Annotated in this window: 18 protein-coding genes; 8 read left to right on the forward strand and 10 right to left on the reverse strand. The window is 61.5% G+C overall.

Annotation, left to right across the window (positions count from 1 at the left end):
• The first annotated feature begins 101 nt into the window (after positions 1 to 101).
• The 3 genes from purB (at position 102) to J4E00_RS04195 (ending at position 5,101) form a co-directional block, all read left to right on the forward strand.
• Complete coding sequence (gene purB / locus J4E00_RS04185) at positions 102 to 1,442, forward strand: adenylosuccinate lyase (RefSeq protein ID WP_208173744.1); 1,341 nt, start codon at positions 102 to 104, stop codon at positions 1,440 to 1,442.
• 114 nt (positions 1,443 to 1,556) lie between these two features.
• On the forward strand, positions 1,557 to 3,215 hold the full coding sequence (locus J4E00_RS04190; protein ID WP_208173745.1) for a hypothetical protein: 1,659 nt from the start codon (positions 1,557 to 1,559) through the stop codon (positions 3,213 to 3,215).
• A 77-nt stretch (positions 3,216 to 3,292) separates the two neighbouring features.
• Positions 3,293 to 5,101 (forward strand): T9SS type A sorting domain-containing protein, encoded by a 1,809-nt coding sequence (locus J4E00_RS04195; protein ID WP_208173746.1) that lies wholly within the window; start codon positions 3,293 to 3,295, stop codon positions 5,099 to 5,101.
• A gap of 4 nt (positions 5,102 to 5,105) precedes the next feature.
• On the opposite strand, the gene J4E00_RS04200 is transcribed toward J4E00_RS04195, so the two are convergent.
• Entirely contained in the window at positions 5,106 to 5,696 is a 591-nt protein-coding gene (locus tag J4E00_RS04200) for a hypothetical protein (RefSeq protein ID WP_208173747.1), read from the reverse strand.
• Between the two features lie 131 nt (positions 5,697 to 5,827).
• On the opposite strand from J4E00_RS04200, the gene J4E00_RS04205 reads away from it, so the two are divergent.
• From J4E00_RS04205 to J4E00_RS04225, 5 genes are all read left to right on the forward strand, one after another.
• A complete protein-coding gene (locus tag J4E00_RS04205; protein ID WP_208173748.1) occupies positions 5,828 to 6,211 on the forward strand; it encodes a hypothetical protein in 384 nt (127 codons plus the stop codon).
• Between the two features lie 148 nt (positions 6,212 to 6,359).
• A complete protein-coding gene (locus J4E00_RS04210) occupies positions 6,360 to 11,531 on the forward strand; it encodes an IPT/TIG domain-containing protein (protein WP_208173749.1) in 5,172 nt (1,723 codons plus the stop codon).
• Between the two features lie 104 nt (positions 11,532 to 11,635).
• Positions 11,636 to 12,733, forward strand: a complete 1,098-nt coding sequence (locus tag J4E00_RS04215; protein ID WP_208173750.1) for a glycosyltransferase family 9 protein — start codon at positions 11,636 to 11,638, stop codon at positions 12,731 to 12,733.
• An 85-nt stretch (positions 12,734 to 12,818) separates the two neighbouring features.
• On the forward strand, positions 12,819 to 13,901 hold the full coding sequence (locus J4E00_RS04220) for a WD40 repeat domain-containing protein (RefSeq protein WP_208173751.1): 1,083 nt from the start codon (positions 12,819 to 12,821) through the stop codon (positions 13,899 to 13,901).
• A gap of 55 nt (positions 13,902 to 13,956) precedes the next feature.
• The gene (locus tag J4E00_RS04225; RefSeq protein ID WP_208173752.1) at positions 13,957 to 16,098 is read left to right on the forward strand and encodes a WD40 repeat domain-containing protein; all 2,142 of its coding nucleotides are present in this window, start codon (positions 13,957 to 13,959) and stop codon (positions 16,096 to 16,098) included.
• A gap of 166 nt (positions 16,099 to 16,264) precedes the next feature.
• Here J4E00_RS04225 and J4E00_RS04230 read toward each other — a convergent pair whose 3' ends face one another.
• The 9 genes from J4E00_RS04230 to J4E00_RS04270 form a co-directional block, all read right to left on the reverse strand.
• Complete coding sequence (locus tag J4E00_RS04230; protein ID WP_208173753.1) at positions 16,265 to 16,435, reverse strand: hypothetical protein; 171 nt, start codon at positions 16,433 to 16,435, stop codon at positions 16,265 to 16,267.
• Positions 16,436 to 16,580: 145 nt separating this feature from the next.
• On the reverse strand, positions 16,581 to 17,759 hold the full coding sequence (locus J4E00_RS04235) for a hypothetical protein (RefSeq protein WP_208173754.1): 1,179 nt from the start codon (positions 17,757 to 17,759) through the stop codon (positions 16,581 to 16,583).
• A gap of 3 nt (positions 17,760 to 17,762) precedes the next feature.
• Positions 17,763 to 18,335, reverse strand: coding sequence for a hypothetical protein (locus J4E00_RS04240; RefSeq protein WP_208173755.1), 573 nt, complete (start codon positions 18,333 to 18,335; stop codon positions 17,763 to 17,765).
• A 29-nt stretch (positions 18,336 to 18,364) separates the two neighbouring features.
• Positions 18,365 to 18,931: a hypothetical protein gene (locus tag J4E00_RS04245; RefSeq protein WP_208173756.1), complete on the reverse strand. Its 567-nt coding sequence runs from the start codon at positions 18,929 to 18,931 to the stop codon at positions 18,365 to 18,367.
• An 83-nt stretch (positions 18,932 to 19,014) separates the two neighbouring features.
• Positions 19,015 to 20,145: a glycosyltransferase gene (locus J4E00_RS04250; protein ID WP_208173757.1), complete on the reverse strand. Its 1,131-nt coding sequence runs from the start codon at positions 20,143 to 20,145 to the stop codon at positions 19,015 to 19,017.
• A gap of 112 nt (positions 20,146 to 20,257) precedes the next feature.
• Positions 20,258 to 21,208 (reverse strand): glycosyltransferase family 2 protein, encoded by a 951-nt coding sequence (locus tag J4E00_RS04255; RefSeq protein ID WP_317196588.1) that lies wholly within the window; start codon positions 21,206 to 21,208, stop codon positions 20,258 to 20,260.
• Positions 21,209 to 21,227: 19 nt separating this feature from the next.
• Positions 21,228 to 21,752 (reverse strand): DUF4199 domain-containing protein, encoded by a 525-nt coding sequence (locus J4E00_RS04260; protein WP_208173759.1) that lies wholly within the window; start codon positions 21,750 to 21,752, stop codon positions 21,228 to 21,230.
• Between the two features lie 30 nt (positions 21,753 to 21,782).
• Positions 21,783 to 22,343 carry a DUF4199 domain-containing protein gene (locus J4E00_RS04265; protein ID WP_208173760.1) on the reverse strand — a complete coding sequence of 187 codons (561 nt, stop codon included), beginning with the start codon at positions 22,341 to 22,343 and terminating at the stop codon, positions 21,783 to 21,785.
• A 69-nt stretch (positions 22,344 to 22,412) separates the two neighbouring features.
• Positions 22,413 to 24,473 carry a BatA domain-containing protein gene (locus J4E00_RS04270; protein ID WP_208173761.1) on the reverse strand — a complete coding sequence of 687 codons (2,061 nt, stop codon included), beginning with the start codon at positions 24,471 to 24,473 and terminating at the stop codon, positions 22,413 to 22,415.
• Positions 24,474 to 24,710 lie beyond the last annotated feature (237 nt).

Genomic DNA, 24,710 nt, shown 5'->3' on the forward strand with positions numbered 1-24,710 from the left:
CAAGATGGGGGCTTATCGTTCAACGTTCCAACCAGGCATCGGTGGAGCTAAGGAGGCGGATTTTCGTTCGGTACCGCCCGGCTGGCCCGTACTTTTGCCCCATGCCCAGTCCCCTACTCGCCCTCTCGCCCCTCGACGGGCGCTACGCCCGCGCCACCGCCTCCCTGGCCCCGCGCTTCTCCGAAATGGCCCTGATACGCTACCGCGTGCTGGTCGAAGTCGAATACTTTATTGCCCTGGCCGAGCTGCCACTGCCCCAGCTGGCGGGTGTAGCGCCGGAGGCTTTCGCGCCGTTGCGCGGCTTGTATGAGCACTTCACCGAGGCTAATGCCGAAGCCATCAAAGCCCACGAGGCCGTGACCAATCACGACGTAAAAGCCGTGGAATACTGGCTGCGCGACGAGTTTACGAAGCTCGGACTGGCCGATTTTATTGAGTTCATCCACTTTGGCCTGACCTCGCAGGACGTGAATAACACCGCCATTCCGATGAGCTTCCGGGATGCGCTGATGGGCGAGGTACTGCCCGCCTATGCCAAGGTGCGCAACGCGCTGGCCGCCCGTGCCCAGGAGTGGCTGGCCGTGCCCATGCTGGCCCGCACCCACGGCCAGCCGGCTTCTCCCACGCGGCTGGGCAAGGAAATAGAGGTATTTGTGGCGCGGCTTGATGCGCAGGTAACGCTGCTGGCGCAGGTGCCATTTGGGGCGAAGTTTGGCGGAGCCACCGGCAACTTCAACGCGCACTACGTGGCCTACCCCGGCACCGATTGGCACGCCTTCGCCACCACGTTCGTGAACGAGCGGCTGGGTTTGTCCCGCTCCTTCCCCACCACCCAGATTGAGCACTACGACCACCTGGCAGCCCACTGCGACGCCCTCAAGCGCCTCAACACGATACTGATGGACCTGGCCCGCGACGTGTGGCAGTACATCTCGCTCGGCTACTTCAAGCAGACCATCAAGGCCGGCGAGGTGGGTTCCTCCGCCATGCCGCACAAGGTGAACCCCATCGACTTTGAGAACGCAGAAGGCAACCTGGGCGTGGCCAACGCCCTGCTGGAGCACTTCGCCGCCAAGCTGCCCATCTCCCGCCTCCAGCGCGACCTCACCGACTCCACGGTGCTGCGCAACCTGGGCGTGCCGCTGGGCCACATCCTGATTGCGTTGGGTGCTCTGCAGCGGGGCCTGGGCAAGCTGGCCCTGGATGAGTCGGCCTTGCACCGCGACCTGGAAGCCAACTGGGCCGTAGTGGCCGAAGGCATCCAAACCATCCTGCGCCGCGAAGCCTACCCCGACCCCTACAACGCCCTCAAAGCCCTGACCCGCACCGGAGAGGCCATTTCGGCGGCCAGCATTGGGGCGTTTATTGATGGATTGAATGTGGGCGAGGGCGTGAAGGCGGAACTGCGCGGCATAACGCCGCATAGCTACGTGGGGCGGTAGCGACCTTGGCTACCGCATAAGCAGCTGATACCTTTCCATTTTTAGCCAACCAGCCAACCTATGCTTTCTAATTTTCTCCACTTGAAAGCTGGCCTACTCCTCCTGCTCTTCGCAATGCCTTTATGGCTGTCAGCACAAAGCTGGCAGTCGGTGGTAGCGCTTCCCACAGCAGTCGGTGGTAGTTCCGCGATTGTTGATTTGGCTCCCGACGGGATAGGCGGCTACGTGGTGACGGGCGACTTCACTGGAACCATAACTTTGGGAACCACCACCCTCAGCAGCGCTGGCAGCCAGGACATCTTCGTAGCTCGTTTCGATGCGGCCAACCAATGTACCCAAGCCGTGCGGGCCGGAGGTCTGGGCTATGACCGCGCGGCGGCACTGGCACTCGATGCTATCGGGGCCGTTACGGTGGCCGGTGACTTCGACGGGCCGACGGCTACTTTTGGCGCTACCGTACTCACCAACGCGGCATCGACGAATAACCCGTACAGTTCCGATGTATTCGTGGCCACGCTCAGCACGGCCGGCCAGTGGACGCGGGCCACCGGCGCCGGTGGGCCCAGCATCGACATAGCCGAGGACGTGGCACTCGACGCCAATGGGACTGCCGTGGTCGTAGGCTCGTTTGTTGGAGGCACGGCTACGTTCGGTTCCTTCACTGTCTCATCCAGGGCAATCAGCGGGGCCCTGTTCGTGGCCCGTCTGAGCAGTGCAGGTAGCTGGTCGGCGGCCATGAGCGCTACTAGCAACGGTTCGCCCAGCACCCTGACGGGCGTGGCACTGGATGCCAACGGCAACGCGGTGGTGTGCGGTTACCTCTACACCGGCGGAACCCTAGCTTTGGGTACCACCACCGTGACCAACTACACAGCTTCCACTACCGTTTTTGTGGCTCGCCTAAGCCGCACCAACGCCTGGACGCAGGCGACCCAGGCCATTAATAGTGGCGGGTATGCTTTTTCTGGCCCGGTGGCCGTCGATGCCAGTGGCAATGTAGTGGTGGCCGGCGTTTTTTCTGATAACGACATCCGCTTTGGCACCACCACCCTCACTTATCAGGGGATGACGGGCCCGGCACGGAATTCTGACAACCTGTTCGTGGCGCGGCTGAGCAGCGGCGGCGTCTGGACCTATGCGGCCCAGGCAAGCGGCATTAACGGTAGCTCTCCCACCGCCATCGCTTTCGACCAAGGAGGCAATGTACTGGTAGCGGGCTACTTTTATTCGTCATCTCTCACGCTGGGTAACACCGCCCTCGCTAATGCCAACCCAAACCCCAGCCTCACTGCTGCCAACGGCGATGTGTTTCTGGCCCGCCTCAACCCGGCGGGCAGTTGGACTTACGCCATTCAGGCTGGGGGGCTGGGAGCTGATGGGGCCAATGCCCTGGCGCTAGATGGCAACGGAGCGCTGATAGCCGGCAGTTTTGGGAATTCACCCGCTTCGTTCGGCCTCTTTACTGTTACGACGCCGGCCGCTTATACTGGCTTCGTTGCACGTATTGGGGGGGCGCCATTAGCTTCAGCGGCCATTGCAGGCCTTTCCCAGGTCGCAATGGCACCCAACCCCGCTGCCCGCGTCACCACCCTCGCCTTGCCCGCCGCTTCTGAAACGACTACCACTACCTTGTTGGATGCCCTTGGCCGCATCGCCCGCACCTATGCGTTGCCGGCTCACGCCACCAGCGCCACGCTCGACCTCGCCGGCCTTGCGCCCGGCCTCTACGTGGTGCGCTGCGGCGCGGCTGCGGGCAAGCTTGTAGTAGAATAAGTGGATTAACCCCTCGTAATAGTTAGGTTCTCCAAACGTAGCATTACAGCATAATCACCCCCTTATTTTCATTACTTATGGTTCCTACTTTTACTCGATTCTTTTCGTTTATTCTTGCTTTGTCGGCCGCCTTCTGCCTCTGCACGGGCGGGGCGCTGGCCCAGGCGCCCGCCTGGCAGTGGGGCCTGCAAACGACCAACCCCTCGCCCACCGACAATAGCTCGGCCAAGGGTACCGCCGTAGCAACCGACGCCGCTGGCCGAGTATACATCAGCGGATTGCAGGAACCCGGCATAACGGGTGGCAATGGGGCACCAGTTCGCAGCTTTGGTAATATAGGCAGCACCGTAGCCGGACGGACGGGGTTTGTGGCGCAAGCCACTGCGGCCGGGCAATGGGCCTGGATGATGCCAGTGGTTGCAACAGGTGCTAACAGCAGCAATGGCTATTATACACAGGTGACGGGCATAGCTGCTACGGCGACCGGTGACGTGTACGCGACCGGCACCGTGTTTGGCACGTCAATATTGGTAGGAGGCCAGGTTCAGTCCTTAACCACCACCAGCCTTCCGGTCTGGGGCATGTTTGTGGTTCGCCTCAACAGCGCAGGCATCTGCCAATGGGTGCAAACGACGGCGGTAAGCTCGGGTGGCTTAAATACATCAGCCGTAGCCCTCGACCCTAGCACGGGCGGTGTGGTGGTGGCGGGCAGCTATGTCGGCACACCTACTTTTGGTACCACAGCCCTGCCTGCGAGCTCGGGGGCGACCGGTGGTGCTGTGTTTGTAGCTCGCCTGAACGCCGCTGGCCAATGGCAAGGGGCCGCCGCTTCAGGGGGCACTACGGGAGCTCTGACAGCTGTCACCGTTGCGGTGGGCAATGCGGGCCAGGTAGCCGTGGCTACGAGTCAGCGCGCCGGTGATATCACCTTTGGCACCACCACCCTGACGGCCCCGGCTGGCACCGACCAATCTTATGTCGTAGCCCAGCTCAGCCCGGCCAACCAGTGGGACTGGGCCGTGGGCAGCGGTGCCAGCAGTACCAGCAGCTGGACTATCGGGGCCGCCTACACGGCATCAGGAGCCTTGTGGGTGAGTGGCCGGGGTGCCAACGGCACGGCCTTGGGCACTACGACGCTGGTGGCACCCACCGGCGGCGGCCCCACCAGCTTTGCCGGGTTTGTAGGACAGCTGTCGGCCAACGGACAGTGGGGCGTGGTACGGCAATTTTCGCCCGCTAGCAGCGGCCTGGCCGTGGCTGGCCCCCTCGCCGTGGATGCGGCAGGCAATGCCGTAACCCTGGGCGGCCTGGTGGGCTTTACCGGCTCCGTGCAGGCCACGCTGGGCAGCCAGCCGCTCGCCTCAACCGGTACCGACCTGCTGCTTTTCGTAGCTACGCTGAACACCGCTGGCCAGTGGCGCTATGTTGCACCAGTGCCCCAGCCTACCCTGAGTAGCGGACTCAGTCCCACCGCTATTTCTCTCGATGCCAACAATGGTCTTTACATGACGGGCACTTTTCGCGGCGGCCTGACCCTGGGCAACACCACGCTCACCGGCAGCTACGCACCTACCGTTACGTATCCCAACTACGGCGATGCGGTACTGGCCAAGCTGGCCAACGCGACCACCCTGGCCACGCGCACGAGTACGGCCGAAGCGGCACTCACATGCTCTCCCAATCCGGCCCATGGCCAAGCTACTGTGCAGCTGCTCACTGTTGCTGCGCCCACTACAGCTACCATCTCAGATGCAGCCGGCCGGGTCATCCGTACCTATGCCATTGCCGCCTGCGCCACCAGCGCCACGCTCGACCTCACCGGCCTCGCGCCCGGCCTCTACGTGGTGCGCTGCGGCGCGGCCTCGGGCCGGCTGGTGGTGGAGTAGTTACCTATTCGGCCGGAGTCACTGGCGTAGCCAGCATTGTTTCCAGCTCGGCCAACTCGAAGGCTAGCACGCGCTGGCGCAGGTTGAGCATGGCCAGTGCGGCTTCGTCGTCGCGGAGCTGGCCGGGGGCATCTTCGGCCCAGTAACCCAGCACGCGGCGTTGGCGCTCATCGGCCGGGGCGGGGGCCAATGAAGCCAACGCGGCGGGCAGGGTTTGGAGCCGCAGGCGCACCTGGCGCAGCCGCACAAGCAGCTTTTCCTGCTGGCGCTTCAAGCGTAACATTTCGTACCGCACCTCGCGCTCGCGTTTGGCTAGCAGGAGCTGGGCGGCGGCTTTTCCCGCGGCGGTAGGCTCGGCCGATGGTTCGGGGGCCGGGCCGTCGGGCGCGGGTAGGCCTTGTATCAGGGGCAGCTGACGCAGCAGGCTGCCCACTGGCAAGCTGGCGCGACCTATCTCATCCATCGACACTGTAGAGCGGGGCACGGCCAGGTAGTGCGCCAGCCAGTCCTGCGTAAGGCCGTAGTAGGCGCGAAGCAGTTGCCCAGCCAATTGGTAGCTCCGGGGGCCGGTTTGGTGAGAAAAGCGTTGGGGCATCTGGGGTAGCGATAAAGAGCGTGAGAAGCCGACGGGATAATTTTGATGACTCCGTCAACGGGCTTTGGCATAAATAATTTTAAAATCTATATTGTCGTAAAAACTTGGCAAAAGCTTTCTGGCAATAATTATTGCCAGAAAGCTTTTGCCAATTGCACGGCCGCGCCACCTTCGGTCCCACCACCCTCGCCAATTGCTCCTATAGTGGTAATGTATTTGTGGCCACGCTGAGGAATACCGGCCTCTTGACGAGCAGGCACCAGGTGGCCGGTGCGGCCCCGCTGGCGGTGTTCCCGACCCCGACTATGGCGGGCACTATTGCCACCCTGCGCCTACCCACAGCAGCTATAGCGGCGCTGCCTGTTACCATGCGCGATGCCCTGGGCCACGTGGCCGCCCGCGCCACCATGCCCGCTTGCTGCCAGGAGCTAACGCTGCCCACGGCTGGCCTCACGCCCGGCCTCTACCAGGTAGAAGCTGGTCTGAGCCACGCCCAAATGCCGCTTCTGCTTTGAGCGTGGGTTGGTACGCCCCGGTTCTTAACTTGATTCAGCGTAGAAAAGCAGGTTGACAGCCCAAAATACCCGGAACTGGGTATTGTGACGCCGGTGGGCCTGATGGAAACTTTGTGGCAATTTTCATCAGGCCTCTTTTTCTTTTTCCGTGCTTAACTCTTTACCTTTTAATCTTTCGGAGGGCCGTTTAGGCCGGTTGGTCGTGTTGGTGTGGCTGGCCTTGGGGCTGGCCGGTGCCGCCCGTGCTACCGGCACGGAGCCGACCAGCCCTACTCCCTCGCTGGCGAGTGCCCTCAACCCCGACGGCACCCTGCGCGCCGGCCTCAAGGGCTCCTTCGATGCCCGGCAGTTTGTGATGGAAAACGGGGCCGACGGGCATCCCATCTTCCGACCTGCCCGCGTGGCCCGCATCAAAGGAGCTGGCGATGAGAAATGGGCCGATGGTTTTGGCCTGCCCAACGGGCTGAACGGCACGGTGCGGGCCGTGGTGCGGTCCGGCACGCGCATTTACGTGGGCGGCACGTTCAGCGTGGCCGGTGGGGTGCCCGCCAACAACGTGGCCCTCTGGAATGGCACAGCCTGGAGCGCGCTGGGCACGGGCAGCAGCAATGGCGTGAACTCGGACGTGCGCGCCCTGGCCCTGGCCGCCAACGGCGACTTGTACGTGGGGGGCTCGTTTACCAAAGCCGGCAAGTTGGTAACCAACCGGCTGGCCAAATGGGACGGAACGGCTTGGAGTACCCTGGGCACGGGCAGCACCAATGGCGTCAATGACCTCGTTTATGCCTTAGCCATCGCAACCAATGGCAACCTGTATGTAGGCGGGCGCTTTTCCTCCGCCGGCGGCGTGACGGCCAGAGGAGTGGCCCGCTGGGATGGCACCACCTGGAGCAGCTTTGGCACCGGCACCACCAACGGCGTCAACAACACGGTATTCGCCCTCACCTTATCGGGCACGGACATGTACGTGGGCGGCAACTTCTCGCAGGCGGGCGGAACGGCGGCCAGCTACGTGGCCCGGTGGGATGGCACGGCTTGGAGTGCCCTGGGTACGGGCAGCACCAACGGCACCGACAACACCGTGAACGCCATTGCGGTGGCCGGCGCCACCGTGTACGTGGGCGGCACCTTCCGCTACGTGGGTGGAACGAGCTTCGGGGGTGGAATAGCCGCGAACTACGTGGCCCGGTGGACTTCGGCCAGTGGCTGGAGCTCGCTGACAGTCGGGGCTACCAATGGGTTTTCCCTGGGCAGCACGGTGAGTGCATTGGCGGCGGTGGGCACCGAGGTGTACGTGGGCGGGCAGTTCAACGCCCCCAGCGGCACCAGCTCGCCCGGGCTGGTAAAATGGACGGGCACCGCCTGGGTCGGCCTGGGCACCGGCACTTACCCGGTACTGGCCCTGAGCGCGACGAGCACGGATGTGTACGCAGGCGGTATTTTCACGGTGGCAGGCGGCGCCATCGCCAACCGCGTAGCCCGCTGGAACGGCTCGGCCTGGAGCGGCCTGGGTACCGGCACGGGCACCGGGGCCAATGGCTACGTGCGGGCTGTGGCCGTAGTAGGCAGCAATGTCTATATCGGGGGCGAATTCACGGCCGTGGGCACGGTGGCAGCCAACTACGTGGCCCGCTGGAACGGCTCGGCCTGGAGCAGTCTGGGCACCGGCGCGGCCAATGGGACGAACAACTACGTGTACGCACTGGCTACCAATGGTACCGACCTGTACGTGGGCGGTTCCTTTCCCAACGCGGGGGGCCTTGCCACCGGCAGCGTGGCCCGCTGGAACGGCTCGGCCTGGAGCAGCCTGGGTACCGGCACGGGTGGCACCGTGTATGCGCTGGCCACCAACGGTACCGACGTGTATGCGGGCGGCCAGCTCACAACGGCCGGGGGCGTGGCCGTCAACAACCTGGCCCGCTGGAACGGCGCGGCCTGGGGCCCGGTGGGCTCGGCATCGGCCAATGGGGTGAACTTTGTGGCCCGAGCGCTGGCACTGCAAGGCACAACACTTTACGTGGGCGGCAACTTCTCGTCGGCCGGCGGCGTGGCCGCCAACAACATTGCCCAGTGGAACGGCACCACCTGGAGCACCCTGGGCAGCGGCACTAACAACGGTGTGAATAGCGAGGTAAATGCCCTGGTCGTGGCCAACGGGGCACTCTACGTGGGCGGCAGCTTCTACGAAGCGGGCGGCGGCGGGTTTGTGGCCGGCGGGGCACGGGCCGACAAAATTGCCAAATGGAACGGCTCGGTCTGGTCCAGCCTGACCAGTACCGGCAGCCCCAACGGGTTCAGCACCGGCCTCTACGACGGCATTGTGTACGCTCTGGCGGTGAATGGCACCGATGTGTATGCGGGGGGCAGCTTTACGGCCGGCCTTAGCAGCTCCTACGCGCCCAACGTGCCCCTGCGCAACATTGGCCGCTGGGACGGCAACGCCTGGCGTCCGCTGGGCACCGGCCTCGATGCGGATGCCTATGCGCTGGGCCTGGCCGGCAACATCCTGGCCGCGGGTGGGGCCTTCTCCGCAGTGGGCGACACCAGCAAGGCCATGACAGCCGTGGGCTTCTATGATGGGCCAACGGCGCGCACGCTCACCAGCTTTTCGCCCGGCACCGGGCCGGCGGGCACCAGCATTGTACTCACGGGCACGGGCTTTCTGGGCACCACGGCCGTCATGTTCAACAACACCAACGCCCCGGGATTCGTCATCAACTCAGCCACCCAGATTACCGTGACCGTGCCGGCAGGCGCCACCACGGGCCGCATCCGGCTCGTTTCTTCCGACGGCACTACCAGTAGCAGCACCAACTTCCTCGTCACAGCCTCGCCGCCCAACATCACCAGCTTCACGCCCACGAGCGGGCCGGTGGGCACCACGGTCGTTATCACGGGCACCGGTTTCACGGGCACTACGGCGGTAAAGTTCAACGGCGTTGCCGCCACCAGTTTCACCTTTATTAATGATAGTGAGGTGCGGGCCGTGGTAGCTACCGGCTCCGGCACAGGTTCCATTTCAGTAACGGCGGCGGGCGGCACGGGCAGCAGCGGCAGCCCCTTCTCGCTGCTGCCGGCCCCGGTTATCACCGGCTACGGTCCCTCACTGGGCCCCGTCGGCACCTCGGTGATGATTACGGGCAACTACTTCGTGAGTGTAACCCAGGTTACGTTCAACGGCATGTCGGCGAGCTTTGTGGTCAATTCGAGCACCCAGCTCACGGCCACTGTGCCGGCGGGGGCCACTACCGGTCCATTGGGCGTCACGACGGGCAGCGGCACCGGCGTCACCACTTCGGTCTTCACAGTGCTGCCCTCTCCCACTCTCACCAGCCTCAACCCGGGCTCCGCTACCACTGGCAGCTACATCTCCCTGAACGGCACCAACCTGACCGGAGCTTATGCCATCACCTTCCCAGGTGGCGTCACAGTTAACAGTGGTTTTGTGGTGAACGCCGCCGGCACCCAGATTACCAACGTGCTGGTGCCCACCGGGGCCAGCAGCGGCAATGTCACTGTGACCACTTCCAACGGCACCAGCAACGGCGTCTCTTTCTACCTGTTGCAGCCGCCCACGTTCACCAGCTTCACGCCCTATTACAGCTACTGGGGCGGGCGCACTTCGTTCTTTGGCTCGTTCTTCCGACGGGGGCCGGCAGGTGGCAAAGCCACCGCTTCCACCGCCCCGGCCGTCACCAGCGTGACGTTTAATGGCGTGCCCGCCTCGTTCACCATCATTTCTGATACCGAGTTGGAGGCTATTGTGCCAACGGGGGCCACCACGGGCCCCGTCGTCATCACCAACGACGATGGCAGCGTGACGACGCCCCACGACTACATTGTGGCCGAAAACCGCACCGTGAGCACGGGTGCCCTGGCCAGCCCTACTACGGTCCCCTTCGGCATTTTCAACGACCTGACCGTGACGGGCACCGGCGTGGCCCAGCTCACCGACAGCACCCGCGTTATTGGCACGCTCACGGTGCAGGCGGGTGGCGTGCTACTCACCAACTGCCAGCCGCTGGTGGGCAAGGGCAACTTCGTGCTGGCCGCCGGGGCCACCCTGGGCGTGTGCGATGCCGCCGGCCTGGTCAACGGCTCAGCCACCGGAGCCGTGAAGCTGTCGGGCACCCGCAGCCTGTCGCCAGACGCGTCTTATCTGTACAATGGCAGCCAGGCCCAGGTGACCGGCACGGGCCTGCCAGCCAGCGTGGCCAGCTTCACGCTGACCAACCCCACCGGCCTCACCCTTTCCCAAAACCTGACCGCCACCCAAGCCCTGACACTGTCCGACGGACCGCTGCGCACGGGTGCTTTCGATGCCACGCTCGGCCCCACGGCCACGGTTGCGGAAGCTGGTACGGGCTACCTTATCGGCAATCTGTTGGCCACGCGCGCCCTCACCACGGCCGGCCAGAGCCAGGATTTCGGCGGCATGGGCCTGACCCTTACCCCGGCGGCGACGAGTGCCGTACTGCCTGGCGCTACTACCGTGCGCCGCGTCACGGGCACGGCGCCCACGGGGGCTGGCCACTTCGGCATCAGCCGCTATTTTGATATCCAGGCAGCCAATTCTAACGGCCTCAACGTGACGATGGAAGCGCGCTACCGCGACGAAGAGCTTAACGGCCTGCCCGAAAACAAGCTCATTTTCTACCGCTCCACCAGCAGCGCGGCTGGCCCCTGGACCGCCCAAAATGCCCCGCACTCCCGCGATGCCCTCAACAACCGTATCACCCTGGCCGGGGTGAGCGGCTTCTCCCAGTGGGCCCTCGGCGACCCTTCCACGCCCCTGCCCGTTGAGCTGACGGCCTTTTCGGCGACGGCCCAGGGCACTGGGGTGGCTCTGGCATGGCGCACGGCCAGCGAGCGGTCCAGCGCATATTTTCAGGTGGAGCGCAGCACCGACGGCACCACCTTCAAGGCACTGACTCAGGTGCCGGCGCAAGGCAACCGCACGGCCCCGACTGATTACGCCTTCACTGATGCCACCCTGCCCGCCTCCGCCCCGCAGCTCTACTACCGCCTGAAACAGGTAGACACCGATGGCACTGCCACCTACTCCGCCGTGCGCACGGTGGCCCGGCCTCTGTCGGCGCTGGCCCTCTACCCCAACCCTGCTCAGGGTACCACCAAGCTTAATCTGCCGGCCCTGCCCCAGGTACGTACGGTGCTTCTGCTCGATGTGGTGGGCCGCGAGCTGCGCCGCTTCAGCCTGCCCGCCGATGCCTCTGCCGTGCCGCTGAACCTGGCGGGCCTGGCACCCGGCCTCTACACGGTGCGCTGCGACGCGGCCAGCGCGCCGCTCGTGGTTGAATAATACCTGTGATTATCCGCAAAAGCCGTTGTTGCCCCGTTGGGCAGCAACGGCTTTTGTGCGTCGGTCCGGCCCTATTTTTACGGCTTCACTCGCTCCTACTCTCTGTGTCCGAACTTTTGAACGTTGTTGTTCATCCCGACTGCCGCCACTTTCGCGGCGACCTCCCCTGCCGCCCCAACAAAACCGAGGGCTACGTATGCGACGGCTGCCCGGTGTATGCCCCCGTCACCAGTCGGATTCTGATTATCAAGCTCGGGGCCATTGGCGACGTTATTCGGACTACCCCGCTGCTACGGCGCCTGCGCCAGGAGCGACCGGGCTGCTACATCACCTGGCTCACACTCACGCCCGCCATTCTGCCACAATCCGAGATTGAGGAGATTCTCAAGCTCGATTTTGCCAGTGCCTTGCAGCTCCAGTCCCGCGAGTTCGACGTCGCCATCAACCTCGACAAGGAAAAGGAAGCCTGCGCCCTGTTGAACAACATCACGGCCAAGGAGAAATACGGCTACGCCCTGCGACCCTACGACGGCGTGGCCTGGCCCGTAAACCAGCTGGCCGAGCACAAGTACCTCACCGGCATTTTCGACCAGGTGAGCCAGGCCAATACCAAGCCCTACGTCCAGGAAATCTTCGAACTCTGCGGCTTCGATTTCCGGGGCGAAGAATACGTATTCGACACCCACGACGACAAGGGCTACGACTGGAGTGCGTTGCCCGCTGCCCACCCCCGCATCGGCCTCAACACCGGCTGCGGCGACCGGTGGACCACCCGCCTCTGGAGCACCGAAAAGTGGATTGAGCTGATAGAGGGCCTGCAAATGGCGGGCTACACCCCCGTGCTGCTGGGCGGCGAGGCCGAAGATGCCCGCAACCGCGAGCTGCACTCCGCCACCGGCGCCGCCTACCTCGGCACCTTCCCCCTGCCCCAGTTCATCAACCTGATGAACCAGATGGACGGCATCGTGACGCAGGTAACCATGGGCATGCACATCAGCATCGCCCTACGCAAGCCCACCATCCTGATGAACAACATCTTCAACCCCCACGAATTCGACCTCTACGGCCGGGGCCAGCTCGTGCAACCCAACAAGGAGTGCATCTGCTTCTATCGCGGCAGCTGCAAGCTTGGTACCAGCTGCATGGAGGATTTGCCGGCCGAAAAGGTGCTACAAGCCGTGCGCGAAAGCGTGGCGCGGTAAGCTTGTGCAGAATGCGCCCGCCCGGCATCTATGGGATGGCCGGGACCGCATTCTCACTTTCCCGTGCGGTTTCCGGCCTCGTTGTATGTATAAAGTTTTGCTTCACTGCTGGCTGGTAGGGCTACTGATGGGCGGCTGCCGGGCCGCCAAAACGCAGGGGCACTGGCGGCCCGGCAACCACCCGCCCGGCCTGAACGGGCCGGTAACGGCCGTGCTGGTGCAGGCCAACGGCGACATAGTGGCGGGTGGCACCTTCACCGATGCGGGCGGCCACTCTACCGCCGACTACGTGGCCCGCTGGGACGGCCACCATTGGCAACCGCTGGGCGAGGGACCGGGGCCACTCACTCAGCTCACGGCGCTACACTCGCTGCCCAACGGCCAACTGCTGGTGGCGGGCATAAGGCCGGACGCCAACCAAATGGGCAGCGTGGTAACGCACTGGGATGGCCGCCGCTGGCAGCCGCTGGGCACTGGCTTGCCGGCAACTGTTCGCGCGCTGGCTGCACTCCCCAGCGGCGATATCTGGGCTGGGGGCGACTTCGGCCTGCGCCGCTGGGATGGCCACCGCTGGCAGGCCCTGGCGCTGCCCATACCAGCCGATTCGGCTTCCCAGTTCATCGCCCCCTCCATCACGGCATTGGTTGTAACGCCCGATGGCGGTGTACTGGCCGGAGGCCGCTTTGCCTGCTGCAAACCTTACTACGACGTGGCCGTGGCCCATTGGGACGGGCGGCGCTGGCACCTGCTGCGCGGGGGCGTCAATTCATTTGTCAGCTGCCTGGCCTTGGGCCATAGCGGCGAGATACTAGTGGGGACGGGGGCTAGTGATAATAGCTCCTCGTGGGGCAACGTGTGGCGGGCCGACACCACCAACATTTTCAGCCAGCCGCCCCTGCCCGCTCGGTTCAATGACTATGTGTACGCGGTGGTGATGGCCGCCAACGGCGACATTATTGCTGGCGGCTCTTTCACTAGCCTCAATGGTGCCCCCGCCAGCTACCTGGCCCACTGGCACAGCGGCAGCTGGCAGGCCCTGTCCGGCCAGGGTGGACCGGTGCAGGCGCTGGCCGCAGCCCCCAATGGCGATATTGTCGTGGTCGGCAGCTCTTCAACCAGCAACGACGGGCTGGCCATGTGGCATATCAACATCCTCCGTGACCGGTAGGCCTCACACGTTTCATTACAGCTACTTGCTGCCAGCTTCTTTGTTCTGACTGACTATGCGCGCTACTTTTTCCTTGCGTTTGTGCGCCCCTGCAGGGTGGCTACTACTGCTGCTGTGTAGCCTCACTACTCCCGCCGCCCTAGCCCAGCCGGGTTGGCTCCCCGGCTTCCACCAACCGGGCCTGACCGGAGGGGTACGCGCCGTGCTGCTCCAACCCAATGGCGAGCTGATTGTGGGCGGGAATTTCACCAACGTGGGCGGCCACCCCAATGCCGACTTTGTAGTTCGGTGGGACGGCCACCATTGGCAGCCCTTGGGTGAAGGGCCCGGCTCTTTCACCGAAATCACGGCCTTGTGCGCCCTGCCGGCCGGCGGACTGGTGGCGGCGGGCACCGTGGCCGACAGCGCAAACGGCCCGCGTAGCGTCGTTACCCGCTGGGATGGCCACCACTGGCAGCCCGTGGGCAGCTGGCCCAGCAGCCATATAAACACCCTGGCCATTGCGCCCAATGGGGATGTGCTGGCCGGATTCTTATACGGGTCTGGCCACCCATCCGAAGTACTGAGCTGGGATGGCCGCCGCTGGCAGCCGCTGGCTCCCAATCCGGCCCCGGCTAATGCCCGCCCCGAACGCCGCGTCAGCATCTGGAAACTGGTCGTCGCCGCCACCGGCGACCTGGTGGCCTACGGGTATTTTCCGTATGAGACGTACGAAATCCGAACGGTGGCCCATTGGACCGGCTCGGGCTGGCAGCCCCTCGGCCCGGCCGACGTGCACCGCAGCGCCGTGGCGCTGGAGCTGACCCCGCGCGGCGAGGTGCTGGCAGGCGGCCTGTTATTTGATGCGCACGGCAACAGCTCCAACTACGTAGCCCGCTGGGATGGCCGTGCCTGGCAGGACCTGGGCCCCGGCCTGAAGGGCCGGGTCGAAACACTGACAGTAACCCCATCAGGCGAGGTAAGGGCCACCACCGTAACGCAAAATGGTGGCTTCGACACCCGCCGCGATATTGTGGAGCAGTGGAATGGTACCGCGTGGCAAGTCATGGATTGGCAAGCTTACCAAGCTGCTACCCCCAGCTTGAGCAATAGTAAATATTGGGGGGCTGCTACGGCCCCCGGTTGGCCAAGCGGCAGCCTGCCCGCAGGGTTTGCGGCCACAACTACTTATGTGGGTGGGGGCGTAACGGCACTGGCGGCAGCTCGCAACGGCGACGTGCTGCTGGCGGGAAATTTTTTCGACGCCGATGCCATCGGCTCCACCTCTTACCAGGCGCAAACCCGGATATACCGCTGGAATGGACAGTACCGCCGCTGCCTCGGGCCGGGTTTCGCGGGCCGCGTAACCGCGCTGGCCGTAGCCCCCAACGGCGACGTGCTGGCCGCTGGCTCATTCGCCATCGCCAACGGGGCCGATAGTATCCGCGACATTGCCCGCTGGAATGGCCACCGGTGGCAGCCCCTCGGCCCCGGGCTGCCCGCCGTTCCGCGCGCGATGGTGGTGGCTCCCAACGGGGAGGTGCTGGCCGGGGGCAGCTTCGGCATCAGGCGCTGGGATGGCCAGCGCTGGCAGCCGCTGCCGTTGCCGACCCCATTTCCAGCCGCCGGCGCAGAAGACCTTTCCGACCCTTCCTACCTCGGGGCACTGGCCGTGCCCCCCAATGGCGACGTGGTGGCAGCCGGGCACTTTGTCGGCGCTGCTCCTCGTGAGCACGCCGCGGTGATGCGCTGGGATGGCCGCCGCTGGCACCTGTTGGTAGGCAACCACGCCGAACCGTTTATCCATTGTCTGGCCGTGGCGGCTAACGGCAAATCGGTAGTGGGCACTGGTGCTACCAGCCATGTACACGAATACCAATCCCAGAATGGCACCCTGGTGCATTTCGACCCTGCCTCCGGCGATGGTTGGGGCTATTCGCCTACCTCTTTCGATGGCTACGTGAATGCGGTAGCCATTGCGGCCAATGGCGACGTCATTGCGGGAGGCAGCTTCAGCCATGCCGCTGGCCAGCCGGCCCGCAACCTGACCCGCTGGCACGCCGGAGCCTGGCAGCCTTTGGATGGGGCCGGCCTCAACGGCCCGGTTCACGCGCTGGTAGTGGCCTCCAATGGCGACATTGTGGTGGGCGGCGAGTTTACTGCCACCGGCGACGGCACGCAGTCGCTGGGCTGCTGGGGAATTTACCGCGACCGGTAGGTTACTGCGCGTTTTATCTAATCCGCCTACTTCTTGCGCGATGCGCTGCGCACCGCCTGTAGATTGGCTACATAACCGGCCGGCGGTGTGGCAGCAATTAGCCCAGCCAGGGCCTCCGAGGGCAACTCTTCTACCTGTTTGAAACCGACGCAGCCTTTGCCCATTTTCAGCTTGGGGCTGCCGCTGCCAATTGTTCCTGGAGGGCGGGCATCAGGTATATGGGCACTACATACAGACTCAGGTGGCCTTTCTGGTTGGCCAGCCCGATGTACATGTCTTTTCCCGCCCGAAACTCCAGGGATTTCGGGCCAATGTGTTTGGTATATACCGTCGGCATAGCTTGGCGCACCAACTGCCACACCTGCGCGGCGGGCTACTGCCGCTCAGCAGGCAGGGCTGCAATGAATTCGTCAAGCGTCAGAGCTTTATCAGTGGACATCCGTTAGGGTATTGAGTGATGATTTAAAGGTATAAACCCGCCGCTATTCCCCGCTCTCGGCCGACCATCGCCCTGGCCGCAGCAGTGGCAGCTCACGCCCCGGCAGCGGCCGGGCAAGCCATTGCACCGAGTCGGGGCCGCTGAGGGTGCCGCGCAGGTGCAGCCCGGCACTGTCGAGGTGGTAGCGTAGCTCGCCGGGCCGGCCGGCTTCGTCACACAGCAGCAGACGACCGGGAGCGTAGCGTAAGGTATAGCTGCGAAAGTTGTCGGAAGCGCTTTGAGTGATGAAGTAGCCCTGCCGGTGCACAAACACCCGCCGCGGCAGTGGGCCGGCCGGTGGGGCTGCCGGGACGTCAGGCTGCACGGCATAGGCCCCATGCAGGAGCGGGCGTGGAACCGCATCATCGTCGAACGCACCGCGACCGATGAGTGGTCCGGCGGTTTCCAGCAGTAGTATTCCCAGCAGCAGGCCGCGCAAGGCCCCCACTCCTCGCCCCTGCCAGCCCGCTGGGCGTAGCGGCCGGGTCGGCGGCACCCAACGCCCCGCCACCAGCCCTGCCCACAGCGTGCGCAGTCCCGGCCCCGCCACTACACCCGCCAGCAGCAGCAGAAACCCCGACCACAGCTTCACCGAAATATCAAACCCGATATTCAGCGCCAGCACATTGGCCAGCACTGCCAGCGCCAGCAGCCCGCCCAGCAGCCGGGTGCGCCCCCACAGCAGTAGTAGCCCCGGCAACACCTCCAGCAACCCCGCAAACACGCTGTATGCGTGAGAGGTCCCCATCACGCTCCAATAAGCTAGGTCCGGCGAAAGCTGCCCGAGCGGCGTATAGAGCGTATTTGGCTCAGGCAGGTAGAATTGACTTTTGAAGACCTTATCGAATCCGTAAAGCAGCAGGTGCAGCGCCAGCCACCACGCCGCGCCGGTGTGCAGCCCATACCTCAGCCGCGCCTCACCGACCGGGGTGCGGGGCCCGAGCCACAACCACAGTGCCGCCGCTACAGCCGTACCCACCGCCAGCAAGCCCGCATACAGCCACAGCCCCGCCGAATCAGAAAACAGCGCCGCCCGCGGCCCGGTCAGGGCCGTCAGCCCAGTTTCCAATACCGGGCGCAGCCACACGCCCACATTGGGCAGCACTTGGTAGCGAAACGGCACCGTTAGTGCAAACAGCCCGGCAAACAGCAGCAGCCAGCGGCGGGCAAAAGCTCCTGGCATCGGCTAGACAGCTTGGGGTTGGGCTGGGCGACGCTCACCCAGCAACCAGCCTGCCCCCGTCAATACCAGAATAGCCGCCACGGCTAGTGCGACGCCAGGGTGTTGGGGCGGGGCCGGGGTGGCAGGCAGGAACGCAGATTTTTTGCGCTTGGTTTTCTGCTTTTTCGGTGCGGGTATCTCCGAGCCAGGCTTGGTCGCAGCCGTCACCGTGTCGTGCTTGATGACCTTGACTTGCGGTCGGTATTTCTGCTGGCCGGCAATGTAGTCCTTCACCGATTTCCCATAGGCGGGGTTTCGCCTGGGATAAGCAAACTGCACGATGTTGGTCTTTTCAGCCGATGAATGGTAACCCATCCATTTCCCGTATTCGCGCGCTGTGCTGTCCGATAAAATTTCAATGCTATCGGCCACAAAATGGCTGGGCGGTGTGCCAAAATTATCCACCGCCGCATCCAGCGTCGCCGCACTGCCACTGTGACTGAAGTGGGCAATGCGCGCCGTTTGGGCAGCCACTGGCCGCATCGCGCCCGCTACCAGTAGGACAACGGGAAAGAGCAGGAAAAACAGCCTTTTCATTGTGCGATAATTATTCAATTAAAATCAACTCAGCGCACCGCCATCGGTGCTCCTCCTCGTCGCTCACCCAGTAGCCAACCCGCCCCCGTTAATACCAGAATAGCTGCCACGGCCAGCATCACGCCGGGGTGTTGGGGTGGGACTGGCGTAACGGGAATAAAGGCAGATTTTTTGCGCTTGGTCTTCTGCTTTTTCAGGACTGGCGTAGGTTTCTGGGTGGGTAGTAGCGTATCGTAGCCAACAACCTTTAGTTGCGGCCGGGCGCTCCTTACGTCTTCAATATAACTTTTGGCTGATACTCGATTATCACCCCAGAGCCGGCTGTTAAACTGATGGATGGAGGTCTTATCGGTGGGCACATTTCGATGGCCCTGCCAACTACCGTATTCTAAGGTTGTCGTATCCGACAGAAATTTGATGCTGTCCACCACAAAATATGGTGCCACCTCCCCAAAATTATCCGCCAATACATTCAGCGTCGCCATACTACCGCTGTGGCTGAAGTGCGCAATGCGCGCCGTTTGGGCGAGCGCCGGCCGCGCCAGCCCGGCAATAAGCCCCCAAAAAACAGTTAGGGTGAAGAGCGTATTTCGCATGAGTAAGGTTAAGAATCCCATGCTAATATAACCCGGCATTCCCGGTGTCGCTATCCTTCCGGAAGTCAGGAGCAAGGCGAATGTCAGGTGCCCGCCACTTCCTTCAGCGCCGCCACCATTACCGGCCACGAAAACTGCTTTTTCTGCTCACGCACGCCTGCCGCGAAGGTTCCTTCCCGCTGCCCGGCGTAAAAATCCACAATGGCGTCAGCAATGGCGGCCGACGTGGGCGGAACCACGTAGCCTACCACACCATTGGGAATCAATTCGGCTAGCCCGCCTACATCGGTCACCAGCATGGGCCGCTCGAAGTGGTAGGCAATCTGCGACACGCCGCTTTGCGTGGCGTTTTTGTAAGGCTGCATAATCAAATCAGCGGCGCAAAAATAATCTACTACCTGCTCATTCGGAATGAAATCCGTCGCCCGCACAATTCGACTCTCCAGTTGCAGCCGCTTAATTAATTCCTCGTACGGCGCCGCATCCTCGTAAAACTCGCCCGCGATAATTAATTTAACAGGCAGCGCGGCCACTCTCTCATCTGCGAATGCCTCCAACAAAATATCCAGCCCCTTATAGGCCCGGATAAACCCAAAAAACAGCAGATAACCGGCAGTATCGGTTAGCTTCAGCGCCGCTAACGCAGCTGCTTTGGTTTTGGTTGGGCCGAAATTATCATACAGCGGGTGCGGCCGGTACAGCGCCGGCTGACGGCTAAACCCCAAGTCCCGCAAATCCTGCAACACACTACGGCTCATAGTCACAAATCCATCGCAGGCGCTCAGGAAATAGCGCGTCAGCGGCCCATCGCCCGGCCGCTTCTCGTGTGGAATCACGTTGTCCGTAATCGCCACTACCCGCGTGTGCCCGTTGCCGCGCACCAGCCGCGCCACCGTGCCCAGCGCCGGCCCCATAAACGGCAGCCAGAACCGAAACACCACTAAATCGGGCCGCTCCGCTCGCAGCTTGCGCCCCACCTTCAGCCACGAAAGTGGATTCACCGAATTCAGGCTCACCTCGATAGCCAAGTCCGTTGGTCCTGGCTCGGTGCTGAACTGCGTTTGGCCCGGAAATAGAAAGTTTGGGTATTGTAGCGAGAATGTGACAATACGCGCCTCGTCCCCCGCCTCCTTAAAAGCCCGCGCCAGCCGCTCGTTATACGTCGCCAATCCACCGCGCAACGGGTAAGCCGGCCCAATAATTACAACCTTCATAGACAACATCTGTCATCCTGAGCGCAGCGAAGGACCTTCTCATGTTGGAACAATTCGTTCCTATTTGACAAGGTCATCCGCGCTGCTCAGGATGACAGCAAGTTTTAACACTTTAATTAATCGTTTCCCGCACCAAGTAATCATTGCGTTTTGGCCCATTCAGCTGTACCATTTCGCCCAGGAAACCAGCAACAAACAGTATCACGCCCACAATTACCGCGGTTAAAGCCAGGAAAAACAACGGCTGTGCCGTCACCTGCCGAGCTTTCAGATTGTGCAGCGACAGCCATACTTTTTCCCCAGTCAGCCACAGTGTAATCAGCAGTCCCAGCAGAAACGAAAGCGTGCCCAGCGTGCCAAAAAAGTGCATCGGCGCCCGCCGGAACCGACCCACAAACGTGATGCTCATCAAATCCAGAAACCCGAAGACAAACCGCTCCAGGCCGAATTTAGTCACGCCGTACTTGCGCTCCTGGTGCTGCACCACTTTCTCCCCAATCTTGCGGAATCCGTTCCATTTCGCAATCACCGGGATGTAGCGGTGCATCTCGCCATATACTTCAATGCTCTTCACCACGCGCGCGTCGTACGACTTCAGCCCGCAGTTGAAATCGTGCAGCTGAATGCCCGACATCCACCGCGTCGCGCCATTAAACAGCTTGGTCGGAATCGTCTTCGACAACGGGTCGTAGCGCTTCTGCTTCCAGCCGCTCACGAGGTCGTATTTATCCTCCACAATCATGCGGTACAACTCCGGTAGTTCTTCCGGCGAGTCCTGCAAGTCGGCATCCATAGTGCACACCACACGCCCCCGTGTGGCCTCAAAGCCCACATTCAGCGCCGCCGATTTCCCGTAGTTGCGGTTAAACCGAATGCCGCGCAACGTGGCGTCGTCCACCGCCAAGGCTTCAATTACAGCCCACGAATCATCCGTTGAGCCATCGTCAATCAGAATTACCTCGTAGGTCAACCCACGCGCTTCCAGTACCCGCGCAATCCAGCGCGTGAGTTCCGGCAACGACTCTGCTTCGTTCAGCAGTGGAATTACGATGGAAATTTCCACCGGAAAAGTTGCAGATGATTTATTCAAACTCAGGTTTGGAATTTTTAGTAATTGCCGAAACCACTAGCGCAATCAGGAAACCGAACAACAGTGAGCCAAGAATGCCGAATAATAACATCCAGCCACCGGAGCTGAATTTTTGCGCCATGCTCATGGCTTGGTCAATCTGTTCGTCGGTCATGTTGCCCTTGGCTTCCATCTTAGCCCGGGTAGTTTCCATAACGCGGCTCATGTAGCCTTCGTCAACAAAAGACATGTAAACGTAGCTGAATGCCGTCGATAAAGCCCCGGAAATTACGCTCATCAAAGCGCCTATTCCCAGCCCTTCAGAATAATCCATAAACCCGCCATTCACCTGTTTGTAAGCATTATGCGCCAGCACCATCCCGCCGATTAACACTGCCAGGCCCAGCCACCTGACGGGCGACTGGTCGGTTTGGGTAACGAACAGTACGAAGGAGAATATAATACTTACTAAGCCAACCAGTAAGCCGTAGCGCAGACCTATTGCTGTAGTGGTTACCGGAGTAGTGTTTGTTTCCATGAGTTTGCGAAAAGTGAAAGGTAAATCGAATTATTCCCGGAAAAATATTCCTCCCGGCACCGCCAACACCAATCCAAAAAGCAGAATGCGTTCAAAGGTACTGATGGCTAAGCCCTGCGGCGTCGTCATACTGACCACATTCTGCTCCTGCTGTCGGATTTGCGCTTCGCTTTGCTTCACCTTAGAGTTTTCCAGCTGCTGTACCCGCACTATCTCGGTTACCTCAGCCCGGTTGCGCGCCAAGGCTGTTTCACCGGCGCCATACGCCAGCCCCAGCACGCCCAGGCCCGATACGACAGCTGCAATAAGCACTGTAAGCAACCCAACTTTCAATGAGCGGCCCAGGCCAGGCTTCTCCGGTTTCAACTGCTGCCCGAGCCACCATTCGTTGGCCACGGCTACCAATGGTACCAGCATTTGCGCCATTATTTGCTTTGGTCCGAAACCATTATTACCGGTTAGCTGCAGGCCCACCGTCCATATCACGCCCAGCAGCCCAACACCCAAGCCGGCTCGCACTGCCAGTCGCGTAGCCAGTCCCGCCAACGAGTCAGTTCCGGAAAGCTTCGGTTGTAAGGAAGAATCAGCCATAGTGCGTGCAGCAATTAAAGCCGAAAGATACGCGCCTCCATTCCTTCAGGCCACCGGCTAGTGCCGTTATCAGGCTACTGCCCCAGCTATTCTAACACGTGCGCCTCGCCCCCCGAACCGCACCAACAGGGCTTCAATCAGCAAGCAAGCCAGTGCCAAGGCCAGAAAATAGCGCCACAACGGATAGCCGGTTTGCTCTGCCTGGAATTTTGCCAGCCCAGTACCATCAACTCCGGCCTCTACTACCCGAATATTTGGTCGGTTTGGCCCAATCATTTGCCGCAACTCATCCGCCGAATAAGCCACCAGGTTAGACTCTCCCTTGTCCTGATTAAACGCCAGCGTAGTTACTACCTTCCCACGCCGTTGCACCTGGTAAAAGCCGGGCGCATCCATCCCAGCTGGCAATTCCAGGTGCAGGTCACTGCCGACTAATCGTTGCGCCGGAATCAGCGTTAAGCTGTCGCGCACCAATCGGAAGCCTGCTTCGTCAGCTCGAGCAGTTTCATCCGCAACATCAGCTACCGGTAGCTTCAGGCTCACCGCTGCCTGCGCCAGTTGATAGGCTGGCAGCTGCTCATTCTGGTAACTCAGCATGGCCATCCGGTACATCACAGGTACAAACAACGCATGTGAAACAAAGTCTGAATACTCTTTCGCGAAAGGTGCCGAGAACACATATACCTGCCCTGCTCCACTAGCAAAGCTGGCTAGGTAGCTCTCGCCATCCCGTAGCCTCAGGATATCATTTCCTGTCCGTGACCATCGCAATACAGGTGCCACCCGCGGCATGGTCACGGCGCGCTGCTGCGCCCCAAATACATCATGAAAGAACGGTTCCCGGGCATTTGGCATGGCCACTTCTCGTAGTTCCGGCGCCCCCGCCCGAGTTTCCCATTGTACCGCTCCCAGCCCCATTTCCTTAAATAGCTGCTGATAGGACTCATGGCCTTTGCTTGCTGCCGAAGGAATCACCACTACACTTCCCCCCCGCTTCACCACTCCCCGCAATGCTTCCCGCAACCCCGCATCCACTTGCTCCAACTCCCGAACCAACACCAGATTAGTTTGCCTTAAAGCGCCATAATCTACACTTCTTGGCTTTACAAACGTGTACGTAAACAGTGGCTCATTTCCATAAAGCTGCTGTGCTATCGGCTCCTCCCCAATCTCCATTACCCGAATTGCCGCCGCAGGCTGCAAAGTGAAGTAGTAAGTGTTATCAAACGTCACTGGCACATCTTCCGTCACCACTCGGCCAAGCGCCAATGCAGCGTCGCTCACCTGCACCTGCACCACTGAAGTCACCGCCTGAGCCGGCTGGATGCTCACTCGGTAAGCAGCAGCTTGCCTGTCCCCAAGAAATACTTTCACAGCACAGTCGGTTGCGGTTGTCACCCCACCGTTTCGCAAGCGTATATGCAGCCCCACATTCGTACGCACCCGCAAGAATGCATCGTCGAGCCACACACTGTCAACATAAATGTTTCCTACGGCTTTGGCAGCTACCGGTACTAATACTGTCTCTCTTTTTCCTAGCTTATCTAGGAGCGAAGTATTGAATGTTTGCTTTTGAAAATCAGCAAATAGATACAGGCTCCGACCCCGCTCGTTCTCATCGGCAACAGTTTCCCGAAGCATCGTCAGTGGATTACGCGCCGCCAGCTTCAACTCGGTCAATTTCGCCTGATAAACAGCTTTAGTCAACGCCACCTGCCCACCATTTATCAAACGAAACCGCTCTCCAGAAGCAGCAGTACGCCCCAACGCCTCAGCTCCCGCAACAGCTTCTCCAAACAATGAGCCTTGCCCCAAAGCCTTCCCCTGCATGCTGAATGAATTATCAACCAGTACGTCCACCCCCGTCGAAGGAGTTACAGCAGTTCGTTGGGCGGGAATAAAAGGTTGGCAAAACACCATTACCAGGGCCACAATGCCCAGCACTCTGGCCGATAATATCAACAGATGCTGCAAGTTCCGGTGTCGCACCGTCACCATCTCAACCTCTCTGATAAAAGCCGTATTGGTAAATAGCAGCCTTTGAGGCCGCCGTAACTGCAACAAATGAATAACGATTGGAATAGCAATAGCCCCCAAACCCATCAAAAACCACGGAAACAGCAACTCCATAAGTAACGCAATGCTTAAGTCAGCCGAAATTACATCCTATAAAACGGCTAAACCGCATAAAGCACCGACAAGGCTGCTTTGTGCATTCACAAAAAATGGCATCGACTAAATATAAAATTATTCCCTTACGGTCTTATCTGGCCGCATGTCGGAAACATTTAAACACTTAAAACGCAAAATGCCCCGGGCGGCTGGTGAAAGCGGCGCGGGGCATTGGGCAACAAGGTTGGCGGCGAC

The sequence above is a fragment of the Hymenobacter negativus genome (assembly GCF_017571495.1).
In the GTDB taxonomy this organism is placed as follows: domain Bacteria; phylum Bacteroidota; class Bacteroidia; order Cytophagales; family Hymenobacteraceae; genus Hymenobacter; species Hymenobacter negativus.

Coding starts and splice junctions, on each gene's coding strand:
- purB (WP_208173744.1), top strand. CDS start 102: ATGCCCAGTCCCCTACTCGCCCTCTCGCCCCTCGACGGGCGCTACGCC.
- J4E00_RS04190 (WP_208173745.1), top strand. CDS start 1,557: ATGCCTTTATGGCTGTCAGCACAAAGCTGGCAGTCGGTGGTAGCGCTT.
- J4E00_RS04195 (WP_208173746.1), top strand. CDS start 3,293: ATGGTTCCTACTTTTACTCGATTCTTTTCGTTTATTCTTGCTTTGTCG.
- J4E00_RS04200 (WP_208173747.1), bottom strand. CDS start 5,696: ATGCCCCAACGCTTTTCTCACCAAACCGGCCCCCGGAGCTACCAATTG.
- J4E00_RS04220 (WP_208173751.1), top strand. CDS start 12,819: ATGTATAAAGTTTTGCTTCACTGCTGGCTGGTAGGGCTACTGATGGGC.
- J4E00_RS04225 (WP_208173752.1), top strand. CDS start 13,957: ATGCGCGCTACTTTTTCCTTGCGTTTGTGCGCCCCTGCAGGGTGGCTA.
- J4E00_RS04230 (WP_208173753.1), bottom strand. CDS start 16,435: ATGCCGACGGTATATACCAAACACATTGGCCCGAAATCCCTGGAGTTT.
- J4E00_RS04235 (WP_208173754.1), bottom strand. CDS start 17,759: ATGCCAGGAGCTTTTGCCCGCCGCTGGCTGCTGCTGTTTGCCGGGCTG.
- J4E00_RS04240 (WP_208173755.1), bottom strand. CDS start 18,335: ATGAAAAGGCTGTTTTTCCTGCTCTTTCCCGTTGTCCTACTGGTAGCG.
- J4E00_RS04245 (WP_208173756.1), bottom strand. CDS start 18,931: ATGCGAAATACGCTCTTCACCCTAACTGTTTTTTGGGGGCTTATTGCC.
- J4E00_RS04250 (WP_208173757.1), bottom strand. CDS start 20,145: ATGAAGGTTGTAATTATTGGGCCGGCTTACCCGTTGCGCGGTGGATTG.
- J4E00_RS04260 (WP_208173759.1), bottom strand. CDS start 21,752: ATGGAAACAAACACTACTCCGGTAACCACTACAGCAATAGGTCTGCGC.
- J4E00_RS04265 (WP_208173760.1), bottom strand. CDS start 22,343: ATGGCTGATTCTTCCTTACAACCGAAGCTTTCCGGAACTGACTCGTTG.
- J4E00_RS04270 (WP_208173761.1), bottom strand. CDS start 24,473: ATGGAGTTGCTGTTTCCGTGGTTTTTGATGGGTTTGGGGGCTATTGCT.